General features: G+C 61.2%; 8 protein-coding genes. 6 read left to right on the top strand and 2 right to left on the bottom strand.

What is annotated here, in order from left to right:
* The 6 genes from JWQ61_RS04700 to JWQ61_RS04725 all read left to right on the top strand — a co-directional run.
* A partial coding sequence (locus JWQ61_RS04700; RefSeq protein WP_304359497.1) for a hypothetical protein occupies positions 1–330 on the top strand: 330 nt, incomplete at its 5' end.
* Between the two features lie 159 nt (positions 331–489).
* Positions 490–1374 (top strand): 50S ribosomal protein L3 N(5)-glutamine methyltransferase, encoded by an 885-nt coding sequence (gene prmB / locus JWQ61_RS04705; protein ID WP_014005270.1) that lies wholly within the window; start codon positions 490–492, stop codon positions 1372–1374.
* A 128-nt stretch (positions 1375–1502) separates the two neighbouring features.
* On the top strand, positions 1503–3521 hold the full coding sequence (locus tag JWQ61_RS04710; protein ID WP_304359498.1) for an ATP-binding cassette domain-containing protein: 2019 nt from the start codon (positions 1503–1505) through the stop codon (positions 3519–3521).
* The gene (locus tag JWQ61_RS04715; protein WP_304359499.1) at positions 3479–4372 is read left to right on the top strand and encodes a Rossmann-like and DUF2520 domain-containing protein; all 894 of its coding nucleotides are present in this window, start codon (positions 3479–3481) and stop codon (positions 4370–4372) included. Before JWQ61_RS04710 ends, JWQ61_RS04715 begins: the two co-directional genes overlap by 43 nt.
* Positions 4373–4518: 146 nt before the next feature.
* Positions 4519–5322 (top strand): transporter substrate-binding domain-containing protein, encoded by an 804-nt coding sequence (locus tag JWQ61_RS04720; protein ID WP_304359500.1) that lies wholly within the window; start codon positions 4519–4521, stop codon positions 5320–5322.
* A gap of 116 nt (positions 5323–5438) precedes the next feature.
* Positions 5439–6101, top strand: a complete 663-nt coding sequence (locus tag JWQ61_RS04725; protein WP_120236693.1) for an amino acid ABC transporter permease — start codon at positions 5439–5441, stop codon at positions 6099–6101.
* 22 nt (positions 6102–6123) lie between these two features.
* On the opposite strand, the gene ppk1 is transcribed toward JWQ61_RS04725, so the two are convergent.
* Positions 6124–8178 (bottom strand): polyphosphate kinase 1, encoded by a 2055-nt coding sequence (gene ppk1, locus JWQ61_RS04730; RefSeq protein WP_304359501.1) that lies wholly within the window; start codon positions 8176–8178, stop codon positions 6124–6126.
* Positions 8179–8414: 236 nt separating this feature from the next.
* Positions 8415–13637 carry an autotransporter domain-containing protein gene (locus JWQ61_RS04735; protein WP_304359502.1) on the bottom strand — a complete coding sequence of 1741 codons (5223 nt, stop codon included), beginning with the start codon at positions 13635–13637 and terminating at the stop codon, positions 8415–8417.
* Positions 13638–14245 lie beyond the last annotated feature (608 nt).

Genomic DNA, 14245 nt, shown 5'->3' on the forward strand with positions numbered 1-14245 from the left:
GCTTACGGCGTGGCGGAAAAGCCGGTGGCCCTGGCCGCGGCCCGCGCCGACATCGCGCTGGACCCGGAATTCATGCCGACCAGCCTGTGGCACCAGCGGATTCCCCTGAATATCATCCAGAAACTGCTGTTGCCCAAACTTGACGGCAACCATACCCAGACCCAGCTGGTCGACTTCATCCTGCAGCAAGAACAGCAGAAAATGCTCGAATTCAAGGATAAAGACGGCCAGCGCATAGCCGATCCGCACGCATTGCGCACCGAAGCCGGGGAGCATGTCCGGAATGCGCTGCACGCACTCAGATATAATGCTGTCTTGATCGAATCCTGACAAGATAGCGCCGACAATAATGGCAATACCGCGCAAATACCGGGCTTATTCAACCGGTTGCGCCCTTTCGGCCGGGCATTTCCGTTAGAATCCGCCTGACATTTGCAAAGCGCTATGCCAAGCCGCTGCATTACCAGCCTTACTTTTACTATCCGTGCCATGACACCACAATCCTTTACCACCATCCGCGACCTGCTGCGCTATGCCGTGACCCGCTTCAACACCGCCGGCCTGTTCTTCGGCCACGGCAGCAGCAACGCGCTGGATGAGGCTGCTTACCTGATCCTGCATACGCTGAAGCTGCCGCTGGATAAAATCGAACCGTTTTTCGATGCGCACCTGCTGCGCCACGAAGTCGACGCCGTGCTGCAAGTCATCGAAAAACGCAGTGTCGACCGCATTCCCGCCGCCTACATCACCAACGAAGCCTGGCTGGGCGATTACCGGTTCTACGTCGACCAGCGCGTGATCGTGCCGCGCTCCTTCATCGCCGAACTGATCCCGGACCATTTCTCGCCGTGGCTGCAAGACCCGGAGGCAGTCAGCAACATCCTGGAACTGTGCACCGGCTCCGGCTGCCTGCCTATCATGCTGGCGGACGCTTTCCCGCAAGCGCACGTCGATACCGCGGATATCTCGGCCGATGCGCTGGCCGTGGCGCGCCGCAACGTCGACGACTATGAATTGCAGGACCGCATCACGCTGATCGAATCCGACCTGTACAGCAAGGTGCCGGCCAAGAAATACGACCTGATCGTCACCAACCCGCCGTATGTCAATTCGGGTTCGATGGGCAAGCTGCCGCCGGAATACCTGCGGGAACCGCAAATCGCCCTAGCCGGCGGCGACGACGGCATGGATCTGGTGCGCAAGATTGTCGCCGGCGCCAAGCAGCGCCTGACCCCGGACGGCGTGCTGGTGGTCGAAATCGGCAACGAGCGCGCTTTCGCCGAAGCGGCATTCCCCGACCTGGAAATGACCTGGGTCTCGACCAGCGCCGGCGACGACATGGTATTCCTGCTGACGGCAGACCAGTTGCCCTAGCCCGCGCCGGCCCGGCGCCCAAATAACAGTAAACAAGCAGCAAGCAAGATCATCACAACCTGCATGTCGTTTCAGACACATGCATGGCCACTCATTTAGCACGATAATTAGCACGATAGTTAGCAGATATGATACGTTTTCAACAAGTTTCCCTGATGCGCGGCATCAAGCCATTGCTCGACAATGTCGAGGTCACCCTCAACCCGGGCGACAAGATCGGCCTGATCGGCGCCAACGGCGCCGGCAAGTCCAGCCTGTTCGGGCTGCTGCGCGGGGAACTGCATGCCGACCAGGGCGAGATCGACTTCCCCTCGAAATGGCGCATGGCCTACGTCGCCCAGGAAACCCCGGCGCTGGACCGCGCGGCGATTGAATACGCTATCGACGGCGACATCACCCTGCGCCGGCTGGAAGAAGAACTGGCGTTCCTGGAAAGCGAACCGGAAAGCACCTCCAACGGCATCCTGATCGGCGAGCTGTACAGCGCCTTGGCCGATGCCGATGCCTACACGGTGCGTTCGCGCGCCGAACAGCTGCTGACCGGCCTCGGCTTCTCGCTGGCGCAAATGGACCAGCCGGTAGCCAGCTTCTCCGGCGGTTGGCGCATGCGCCTGAACCTGGCGCAGGCGCTGATGTGCCCATCCGACCTGCTGCTGCTCGATGAACCGACCAATCACTTGGACCTGGACGCCATCATCTGGCTGGAAGACTGGCTCAAGCGCTATCCCGGCACCCTGATCATCATCTCCCATGACCGCGATTTCCTGGACGGCGTGGTGAATGTCATCGTGCATATCGATGAACGCAAGCTGAAACGCTATTCAGGCAACTATTCTTCGTTCGAACGGCAGCGTTCCGCGCAGCTGGAACTGGCTGCCGGCACCCTGGAAAAGCAGATGCGCCAGCGCGCCCACCTGGAATCGTTCATCAGCCGCTTCAAGGCCCAGGCCAGCAAGGCCCGCCAGGCGCAGAGCCGGATGAAGGCGCTGGCCAAGATGGAAGAACTGGCGCCGCTGCGCGCAGCGGCCGAATTCTCTTTCGAATTCCGCGTACCGCTGAGCGCGCCTAACCCGCTGCTGGTGATGGAAGATGTGAGCGCCGGCTACCGCACCGAAAGCGAGACCAGCCACGATGTCACCGAAAAGGTGATCGTCTCCGGCATCAATTTCTCGTTGCAGATCGGCCAGCGTATCGGCCTGCTGGGCGTCAACGGCGCCGGCAAATCGACTTTCATCAAAACCATCGCAGAAGAACTCAAGCCGCTGCGCGGCGACGCCCAGTTCGGCAAAGGCCTGTCGATCGGTTATTTTGCCCAGCACCAGGTGGAAATGCTGCGGCATGACGAATCGCCGCTGTGGCACATGGGCAAGATCGCGCCTACCGTGCGCGAACAGGAATTGCGCAACTTCCTTGGCAGCTTCAATTTCAACGGCACCATGGTGACCAGCTCGATCGCGCCGTTTTCCGGCGGCGAAAAAGCGCGCCTGGCGCTGGCCCTGATCGTCTGGCAACGCCCCAACCTGCTGCTGCTGGATGAACCGACCAACCATCTGGACCTGGAAACCCGCGAGGCGCTGACCATGGCGCTGGCGCAGTTCGAGGGCACGCTGGTGCTGGTATCCCATGATCGCCACCTGCTGCGCGCCACCACCGACCAGTTCATCATCGTTGCCGACGGCAAGGTAGCGCCGTTCGACGGCGACCTCGACGATTACAAGGACTGGCTGTTCAAGACCAAGCTGGCGGCCAAGAATAGTGCGACCGCTGGGACTGCAGCTACCGCGCTGCCGAAAGCCAGCAGCAAGGCCACCATCGCCAGCGCAGTGGCGCCGGCTGCAGCTGCTGCAGTCGACAATGCCGACCGCCGCGAACAGAAACGCGCAGAAGCGGAAGCCAGGCAAAAGCTGGCGACACAGAAAAAGCCTATCGAAGCGCGCATCAAGCGCCTGGACGAACAGATCGCCAAACGCAGCGCGCAGAAGCATACTGTCGATACGCGCCTGGCCGATCCCGAAATCTACGATAAAGACAAGAAAAAGGAATTGGCGACGCTGCTCGCCGATCAGGCGTTTTATGCCAAGGAACTGACGCAACTGGAGGCGGAATGGCTGGAACAGCAGGAAGCGCTGGAGCAACTGGGCAACTAGGCGCAGCTGGCGCAAACGCGCCTACCCTGAGCATCATCGGTTGCGGCAAGCTTGGCCGCACCCTGGGCCGGCTGTGGCACGACAGCCGGACATTTACCCTGCTCGACATCCTGAACCGCTCGAGCGCCAGCGCGCAAGAAGCCAGCGCCTTCATCGGCGCCGGCAGCGCAGCGGCTTCCTGCGCCGACCTGCGCAACGCCGATGTCTACCTGATCGCAGCAGGCGACGACCAGATCGCCGCCTGCTGCAACGCCCTCGCCGCCGCCGGCAAACTGCAGCCAGGCAGCATCGTGTTCCATTGCAGCGGCGCCCTGTCGTCGCTCGAACTGGCAGCGGCGTCCGAACCCGGCGCCGCTGTCGCCAGCATCCACCCGATCCGCAGCTTCGCCATGCCGCAGCAGGTAGCCGAGCATTTCGCCGGCACCTGGTGCGGCAGCGAAGGTGATGCCGCCGCCCTTGCCGTCCTCGGCCCAGCGTTCAGCGCCATCGGCGCGCAGCTGGTGCATATCCATCGCGAGCAAAAAACCCTGTACCACGCTGCCGCGGTCTTCGCGTCCAACTATCAGGTGACGCTGATCGACATCGCGCAACAGGCTTACATCGCGGCTGGAATAGCGCCCGAGCTCGCCTTGAAGCTGATCGAACCACTGCTGACTGAAAGCGCCGCCAACGCCTTCAAGATCGGTCCTGCAAAAGCCCTTACCGGTCCCATTGCACGCGGTGACATGGCTACTGTCGCCAGGCAGTATCAAGCGCTCCAGGAGTGGCAACCCCAAGTCGCGCAGCTGTACCAGCAATTCGCTGCATTAACTACCGATTTGGCCCTGCGCAAGAAAAACGGCAAGGCATAAATTGCGCAGATTGGCGATAGCTGATATTTTCCTTAAATGCAAAGACAATAACTGCATATAGAGTGGCGAAACGGTCATTTCACATTTGCAGGGGAAAACGCTTAACATAGCCGTCAGCCAATGCCCACCAACCAAAAAGGAAAAAAATGGCCACCACACTGTCCAAACTGAGCAAGATCGCAGCAGCGGTACTGATCGCCGGCGTCACCCTCAATGCGTTCGCAGCAGACCTGCTGGATACCGTCAAAGCCCGCGGCACCCTGAAAGTAGCGATGGAAGGCAACTATCCGCCGTTCAATTTCAAGGACCCGAAAAGCGGCGAACTGACCGGCTTTGAAGTCGACGTCGCCAAACTGCTGGCAGCCAAGCTTGGAGTGAAGCCGGAATTCACCACGACCGAATGGAGCGGCATCCTGGCGGGCCTCGGCGCCGGCAAATACGATGTCATCCTGAACCAGGTCGGAATTACCGAAGCGCGCCAGAAAGCCTTCGATTTTTCCCAGCCATACACCTTGTCGACCGCGCAGCTGATTGTCCGCAAAGACGAGAAGCGCAGCTTCCCTACTCTGGAATCGCTGAAGGGCTACAAGCTCGGCCTGGGCCAGGGCACCAACTTTGAGCAAAAAGCCAAGGCGGTTGCGGGCATCGATGTCAAAACTTATCCCGGTTCGCCCGAGTACCTGGCCGACCTGGCCAGCGGCCGCATCGATGCGGCCTTGAACGACCGCCTGCTGGTCGGTTACCTGCTGAAGAGCGCCAACCTGCCGCTGAAAGCCGGCGCCACCTTCGGCGACATCGACAAGATCGGCATCCCTTTCCAGAAAGGCAATCCGAAATTCGAGGCCGCTCTGAACAAAGCGCTCGACGAGATCCTGAAAGACGGCAGTTTCAAGCAAGTGTCCTTCAAGTGGTTCGGTTTCGATGTTAGCAAAGCGCCATCGGCGCAATGAGAGCGCATTGATAACGCATTGGTAATTTCTGCGCTACACTTCTGACTCACCCACCATCCCCGCCCGCCGCGGGGATGTTTTTTTAACCTGGGAAGTCCGGATTTAACAGAGACCTTATGGAATTACTGGATTTGCTGCAGCAGGCGGCGCCGACTTTGCTGCGCGGTGTGGGCTACACCCTGGTGTTTGCGGTGGCGTCGATGCTGGGCGGACTGCTGCTCGGTTTTCCGTTGGCTATTGCGCGCATCCTGCCTTCGCGCCTGGCGCGCTGGCCGGCCAGCGTGTATGTCAGCCTGATGCGCGGCACGCCGCTGCTGGTGCAGATCTTCGTGATTTATTACGGCCTGCCCAGCATAGGCATCAGTTTTTCACCGCTCACCGCGGGCATCCTGGCGCTCAGCCTGAATGCCGGCGCCTATCTGTCGGAAAGCCTGCGCGGCGCCATTCTCGGCGTGCATACGGGGCAATGGGCCGCCAGCTACAGCATCGGCCTGAACTACTGGCAAACGCTGCGCCACATCGTGATTCCGCAGGCAATCCGGATCGCCGTGCCGTCGATGAGCAATACCCTGATCAGCCTGATCAAGGATACCTCGCTGGTGTCGGTCATCACGGTCACGGAACTGATGCTGGCCACCAAGGAAATCATCGCGGTGACCTTCCGTCCGCTGCCCCTGTACCTGGCGGCCGCGGCTATCTACTGGTGCCTGAGCCTGTGCTTCGAGCGTTTGCAAAGCCGCCTGGAAGACAAGCTGGGACAGGCCCACAAATCAAACTAAAAACACGAATTAAAAGCGCAAATTAAAAACGCGACAGCAGATCGATCTGGCTGACCAGCGGTGTCGCCTCGCCGGGGTCTGCCCTGTGGTAGCTGCCGTCGCTGTCCATGTCCCAGGCCGATGCATTGTCCTGCAGATGCACCAGCAGACTCTCTTCGATCACGCGCCGCTTGAGCTTGCCGTCCAGGATCGGGAACGCCGTTTCGATACGGCGGAACAGATTGCGGTCCATCCAGTCGGCGCTGGACAGCATCACATGCTCCTCGCCGTCGGCGTAAAAATAAAATACCCGGTGATGTTCAAGGAAGCGCCCGATCACGGACCGCACCTTGATGTTTTCCGACAAACCCGGCACGCCGGGCTGCAAGGCGCACACGCCGCGGATCAGCAGCTGGATCTTGACCCCGGCCTGGGACGCCAGGTACAAGGCTTCAATCACCGTTGGCTCCAGTAAGGCATTCATCTTGGCGATGATGTAGCCCTGCTTGCCGGCCTTGGTGGCATCGACTTCTTTCTGGATCGCATGCAAGACGTTCGCATGCAAGGTGAACGGCGATTGCCACAAGCGCTTGAGCGCCACCTGCTTGCCGAAACCGGTCAGCTGCTGGAACACGTGGTGCACGTCTTCGCAAATCTTGTCGTCGTTGGTCATCAGGCCGAAGTCGGTGTACAGGCGCGCGGTTTTCGGATGGTAGTTGCCGGTGCCGAGATGCACATAACGCTTCAGCTTGGTATGCTTGGCGTGGCGCTTGCGGCGCACGATCAGCAGCATCTTGGCATGCGTCTTGTAGCCGAACACGCCGTACACCACATGGGCGCCGACCGCTTCCAGCTTGGCCGCCCAGCCGATATTGGTTTCTTCGTCGAAGCGCGCCATCAGCTCCAGCACCACCGTGACTTCCTTGCCGTTCTTGGCCGCCTGCATCAGGGCGCTCATCAGCGGCGAATCGTTGCCGGTACGGTAAATGGTTTGCTTGATGGCCAGCACATCGGGATCGATCGCCGCCTGCTGCAACAGCTCCAGCACCGGCTGGAAACTTTCGTAGGGATGGTGCAGCAGCACGTCCTGCTGGTCGATGATATCGAACACCGAAGCGCCGGTGACAAAGGCTTTCGGCAGCACCGGCGTATGCGGCGTGAATTTCAGGTCGGGCCGGTCGACCAGGTCCGGCAAAGGCATCAGGCGCACCAGGTTGACCGCGCCGTTGACCCGGTAGCAATCGCCTGGCGCCAGGCCGTTCTGGTTCAGCAGCCGCTGCACCAGCGAAGCCGGCGTGCCGTCCGCTACTTCCAGCCGCACTGCATTGCCCAGCTGGCGTGTCGGCAGCTCACCCTGGAGGGCCAGCCGCAGGTCGGTGACTTCATCCTCGTCGACAAACAAGTCGCTGTTGCGCGTCACGCGGAACTGATAACAGCCGCCGATAGACAAACCCGGAAACAGCTCGCCGACAAAACGCTGCATGAAACTGCTCAGCAGCACGAAGCCGTATGCATGCGCCGACAGATGCTCCGGCATCCGGACCAGGCGCGGCAACACCCGCGGCGCCTGCACGATGGCCAGTTCGGTTTCGCGGCCGAAGGCATCCTTGCCGCTCAGCTTGACTGCGAAATTCAAGCTCTTGTTGAGCACCCGCGGAAAAGGATGGGCCGGATCCAGCCCGATCGGCGTCAGCACCGGCAACAGCTCGCTCTTGAAAAATTCATGAGCCCAGGCAGTCTGCTCCTCGTTCCATTCCGACTCCTGGTAAAAAGCGATGCCCTCGGCATTCAGCGCCGGCAGCAATACATCGTTGAACAAGGCATACTGGCGCGCTACCAGTTTCTGGGCGCGCTCGCTGATGGTGCTGTAGGCATGCTGCAGCGACATGCCGTCCGGCGTCACGCCGTCCACCGCTACCCTGATCTGTTCCTGCAAGCCGGACATGCGGATTTCGGAAAACTCATCCAGGTTGCTGCTGGTGATGCAGACAAAGCGCAGCCGTTCCAGCAAGGGGACCGCAGGGTCTTCGGCTTGCGCCAGGACCCGCTCGTTAAAGGCAAGCACACCGAGTTCGCGATTGAGCAATGGGAAAGTCATGGTCTGGTCAGAAAATGGTCGGGGATTATGGAAGACAAAGGCGGATTTTTCAGCAATTACCAATATGGCAATGCTGATTGTAAGGAGGGAATGTGACGCGGGAATGACAAGGAGAAGGCCTGGCGGACAGGCCTTGGAACCGGCAGACGATCGCCCTGCAGATGCGGCTATCCTGGTTTTTCCCGAGATAACGCCGCAAATGCAGGGCTGTTTTCAGCTACACCACAATCACGCCATCAGAATTTCCAGGCTATGTTTGCCTTGATGGCGTTGTCCCTTACCTTGTCGCCGAACTGTCCTGAATATCCCAGGCCCAGCGTTGCGCTCTTGCCGATGCCGACGTCAATCCCGGCTTCCACCAGCATGGCGTCGCGCGCTACCGGCACGCCGGTCACCGCAAACGACGCAGCGGCGTTGCTGCTGAACGCCAGGTCCGCGGTCGGCGTCACGCTGCCGAATGCGTGGCGCCAGCCGACCGTGCCGCGGGCCGTAACGCCCGAGCCAGGAGCGCCCAGGAGAGTCGCGGCCCTTACGCCCAATGTCGAGAAGGTGACGTTCTGGCTGTCGCTCTTGCCGCTCAGGGCAGCAGCGCCGCCGTTTTCGCTGAAGCCGTCGGTATGCAGGTTGACATACGCCAGGCCGGCGAACGGTTCCAGCGCTACCCGGCCCGCCGCGATGGCGTAGCCAAGCTCACCGAAAACCTGGGTAGTGTGCGCATCGTAGCTGGACTTGGTGCTGTCGGAGAAACCCGGGAACACGATGCTGCGGTCGGTGTCCAGCTTGTTCCATGTATATGCGGTCCCCAGGCGCACGCCAAGCGCGCCGAACTGCGCGTCGCCATACAGCGCCAGGTGATAGCTGTCGATGGAACCGGAGCCGTTGGAGCGGCTGGTGTCAAACGACGTGTGGCCGATGCCGCCGGCGACACCTGCACGCCAGGTATCGTTCAGCGGCGTGTCGACCCCGACAATGAAGCCTCCGGTGCTGCGGTTCACGTTGGCCACGCCGTTCTCGCCATCCAGGTTGCTCTTGGCGCCATATACCTGGCCCCAGACCACCCGCGCATTGCGCCGGTCGTCGGCGCAGGCGTTATCGGCGCGCAACTGATCGTTCTGCTGAGTGGCGCTGTCTGCTGTGCAGCTGGCTGCACCGCCGGCCGAAAGCGCAGACAAGACGCCGGAACGCGCAGCCGAACCTTGGCGCGCGCGCGCTGTGACCGCATCTCTGATGTAACGGCTGTCTTCCAGCATGACGCTGCGCGCGCTGGCGTGAATCTCGCCGGACAGGCTGTCAAACGCCGCTTGCGCCGACGCCAGGTCGAGCGAGGTGATGGTGTCGTAAATCGTATTGCCGCCGCCAAGGATGGTGACGGCGTTTGCCACGCTTTGCTGGTTCGGCGTAGTGGCCGCCTGCTGGAACGACACACTATTACGCACCAGTTGCAGGAACACGTTCTTGGCGTCGTAGCTCAGGCTAGGCGTCAGGAATACCAGGTTCGACGTCACCCCTGAAAATGTGCCGTTGACGCCGCCGGCAGAAGTAAGGATCGTATAGTTGTTGGTCGGCTTGTAGTCGCCGACCGCCGCCATTACCTGCACCGTTCCGCCAGTCAAGCTGGTGCTGCCGCCGACGCTGATCAAGTCGCTTTGCAGCGGCGTGGCCTTCACCTGGTAAAACGATCCAGGCGTAAAGGCAGCATTGCCGGCCACCGTCAGGCTGCCGATAGGCTGGCCGGCGGCGGCAATCGCAGCCGTCCCGCCGCTGTTGACCAGCAGTCCGCCGATAGTCCCGGGACCCTGGATGGTGCCGCCGCTGTTGACGGTGACAGTCGAATTGGCGATCGAACCGCTTACCGCCAATGTGCCTGCATTCACCGTGGTCGGTCCGCTGTAGGTGCTGACGCCGCTCAATCCCAGCACCCCTGCGCCCAGCTTGACCACACTGCCGCTGCCGCTGATGACGCCGCCATAGGTGGTGTCGTCGGAACGATTGAACGTCAGCGTGCCATTGTCGACCACGTTGCCGACTATGCTTCCGGTAGTGCCGCCATTCCCGATCTGCAATGTGCCGGCATTGATGGTGGTGCCGCCGGTGTAGGTGTTGGCACCGGTCAGCGTCAAGGTATCGCTGCCGTCCTTGGCCACTGTCCCGGTTCCCGAAATGACCCCGCCGTAATTGCCGCCGCCATTCACAGTCACGCCACCGCTGCCCAGGGCCACGTTGCCGTTGCCGTTCAGGCCTGTCAAGGTTATCTGGAAGCCGTTCACATCGAGCTGGCCGCCGTTCAAGGCCAGGCTGCCGGTGCCAAGCGCAGAATTATTGCCCACGGTGATCGTGCCGTTGTTCAGGACCGTGCCGCCGCTGTAGGTATTGGCGCCGGCCAGGGTCAGGTTGGCAGCGCCATCCTTGGTCAGGCTGCCGGTTCCGGACACCACGTTGCTCAATGTCAGGTCGTTGCTGCCCGCCACGGTCAGGCCGGCGTTGAGGACTACCGCATTATTCAGCGTCAGCGGAATGGTGTTGTCGATGGTTGCCGCGCCGCCCACAGTCAGTGCACCGGTGCCGATCGCTGAGCTGTTGCCAAGTATCAGCGAGCCGGCATTGATGGTCGTGCCTCCGGTGTAGGTATTGGCGCCGGTCAGTGTTTCGGCGCCTGTGCCTTGCTTGACCAGGCCGCCGGTGCCGCCGATGACGCCGCCGAAGGTTTGGTTGGTGGCGTCGCCGAAGGTCAGGGTATTTGCGCCCAAGGCGACTGTGCTGCCTGCCACGCCGGCCAGCGATCCGATGGTCTGGTTGCCGCTGGCAGAAATGTCCAGGCTTGCGCCGGCGCCCGCGACATTGACTGCCACGCTCGGCGCGAGGCTGCCGCCTGCACCCAGGATCAAGGCGCCGGCATTGATGGTTGCACCGCCGCTAAAAGTATTGGCGCCGGTCAGGGTTTCGGTGCCGCTGCCTTGTTTGATCAAGCCGCCGGTGCCGCCGATGGCGCCGCCGAAGGTTTGGTTGGTAGCGTCGCCGAAGGTCAAGGTATTACCACCCAGTGCGACTGTGCTGCCTGCCACGCCGGCAAGCGAACCGATGGTCTGGTTGCCGCCGGCAGAAATGTCGAAACCGGCGCCGGCAGCGGCGACGTTGACTGCCACGGTCGGCGCCAGGCTGCCGCCTGCGCCGATAGCCAGCGTACCGGCATTGATCGTGGCGCCGCCAGTGAAGGTATTGGCGCCGCTCAGGGTTTCGGTGCCGCTGCCTTGTTTGATCAAGCCGCCGGTGCCGCCGATGGCGCCGCCGAAGGTCTGGTTGGTGGCGTCGCCAAAGGTCAAGGTATTTGCACCCAGTGCGACTGTGCTGCCTGCCACGCCGGCCAGCGAACCGATGGTCTGGTTGCCGCCGGCGGAAATATCCAGGCCGGCGCCAGCGCCCGCAACGTTGACCGCCACGGTCGGAGCCAGGCTGCCGCCCGCGCCGATGGCCAGCGTACCGGCGTTGATCGTCGCGCCGCCAGTGAAGGTATTGGCGCCAGTCAGGGTTTCGGTGCCGCTGCCTTGTTTGATCAGGCCGCCGCTGCCGCCAATGACGCCGCCATAGGTCTGGTTGGTGGCGTCGCCGAAGGTCAGGGTGTTGGCGCCCAAGGCTACCGTGCTGCCTGCCACGCCAGCCAATGAGCCGATGGTCTGGTTGCCGCCGGCAGAAATGTCGAAACCGGCGCCGATGCCGGCCACGTTGACCGCCACGGTCGGCGCCAGGCTGCCGCCTGCGCCGATAGCCAGCGTCCCTGCATTGATCGTCGCGCCGCCGGTGAAGGTGTTGGCGCCGGTCAGCGTGGTAGTGGTGCTGCCGTTTTTCACGAGGCCGCCGGCGCCGGAAATGATGCCGCTCAGGCCGAGGTTATTGCTGCCGGTGAGGGTCAGGTCCGCTCCGCCGGCGAGATTGATGTTGTTGCCCAGCGTCAGTCCGATGCTGGTATCCAGTGTTGCGTTGCCTCCCACTGCCAAGGTCCCGCTGCCGATAGCGGTCGCGTTCCCCAGGATCAGTCCGCCAGCGTTGAGATTGGTGTTGCCGCTATAGGTATTGGCGCCGTTCAAGGTCAGTGTTCCGCTGTCGTTCTTGGTCAGTCCGCCGACGCCCGAAATGATGCCCGATATGGTCAGTGCGCTCGCGCCCTGGACCGTCAGGCCGCCGCCAAGCAGGTTGAAGCTGTTGCCAAGGTTAAGGCCGGCGGCAGTGGCCTGGATCGCGCCGCCGTTGGCCGTAATTGCACCGGTGCCGAAAGAGGCCGAATTATCGAACAATGCCAGGCCGCCGTTCAGCGTCGCATCCTGGAATGTCTGCGCTCCGCTCAGGGTCCAGCTGCCGCTGTTGAGTCCCAGGTGCTGGAAGTTGATGTAGGTGCCGCTGGTAATGGTGCCTGAGCCAGTGCTGCCGCTACCGGTGCCGGTTGCCGTGTTTTGCAAGAGCAAGGTATTGTTGCCGCCGGCGCCGCCGTCGACCGTTCCGGTTGCGGCAAACCCGAGGTTGAGGCCGACCACGTTCAATAGGTTGAGGCCGAGGCTGCCGCCTGCATTGACATTGGAGCCGGTCACCGCGGTAAACGTGTTGCTGCTGTTGGCACCCATCGAGACGCTGCCGGTGATGGTCCCGGAATTGACGAAGGTGTTGCCGGTGCCGGGCGTACCCGAAGCCTCGAAGGCAACCCGGCCGTTGATGGTGCCGGAATTGACGAAGTTGACCTGGCCGCCGCCGTAGGCTGCAACCACCGGCGCATCGGATGCGAACAGCGAAACGCCCAGCAAAGGCGAACTGCCGATCGTGCCGGTATTGGAAAGATTGCTGACGCCGCCGGCGCCGTTCTGCACCGCCAGCGCAACGCCGTTCAGGTTGGTCAGGCTCACTCCCAGCAAGCCGCTGGTGCCCTTCATGGTGCCGCTGTTGTTGACGGTAACGGTGCTGGCCGCGGCATTGCCGATCACGGTGCCGGTCGATAACAGGCTGGCCGCCCCCAGCAGCGACGGATCTATGGTGCCGCCGTTATTGAGCGTGACATTGTTGCCGGTCAAATTCATTGCTGTGCCGAGCAGGCCCAGCAGCACGCCGGCGCTGGCGCCGGTGTTCACGTTCACCGTCAGGTTATTGGCAGCGCTGCTGAATGAAGGCGCCAGCAACGGAGCGGCGCCGGCGCAGGTGACTGTTGCGCCGTCAGCCGGATTGGCCGGCGTGCAATTGGCCCAGGCTGCCGAACCGTTCAGGGCAAAAAAGCCGGTTGTCGCCAGCGCGAGCAATGCCGGCAAACGCCGCAGCTGCGGCGTGGCGTCACCCTGGCCGGACAGGCCGCCGGCTGCGCCGACCGAGGCAGTCGACAACAGCAGGTTCGAGGCTCCCTTGCCATTGGTCTTGGCAAGTTCCGATGTGACCACCAGTGCACCTTGTGTCTTGCTCCATACCAAACGATAAGTCTTGCTCATGTCATTCTCCGGAAAAATACAAAAAATAGGCAAAAAGACGCCCTCAACGCCAGGACGGGTCCATAGCGAAGAAAATTGGGTAAAAAAAACAGGGATTTTGTCTCAGTCTGAATTGAGACCAAGCATGCCTAGTGCAGAGTTGCCCGTTTGGCTAAACACTGCCGGCGATGCTTTTGAGGCGGCTTATCCCCAACGCATTGCAGCGGCAACAAAACTTTCGATAAGAGTGCACCTCGCCTGAATGGCGAAGTACGTGTGGGCGAAGCAAGTGCTTTCTGTCGGGGGATAAATCCGTGTTGCCATGGCTGACTCCAATTGCTGGTCCAACAACCTCTGGCTCAATTTCCGCGGCGGCGGCTACATCAGGAAAATGAGATGTAAGAAACTGACATGCTTGCCGCATCGTTGCAGGCACAGAATGATTCTGCGCGATGCTGCAGGCCCGGAATGACGCTGAATACCCTGCTCGGGCTTTCCATATGAAAACAATGCGACATGGAAATTAATTGTCATTTTAGACGTATTTCAAAGATATTGAATATGGAAGTAATGTTTATTTTAATAATTAACATTAGTTAACGTTTACATTTTGTAAATTAACATTCTAA

Source organism: Collimonas fungivorans, assembly GCF_028292705.1.
GTDB classification, from domain to species: Bacteria; Pseudomonadota; Gammaproteobacteria; order Burkholderiales; family Burkholderiaceae_D; genus Collimonas; species Collimonas fungivorans_B.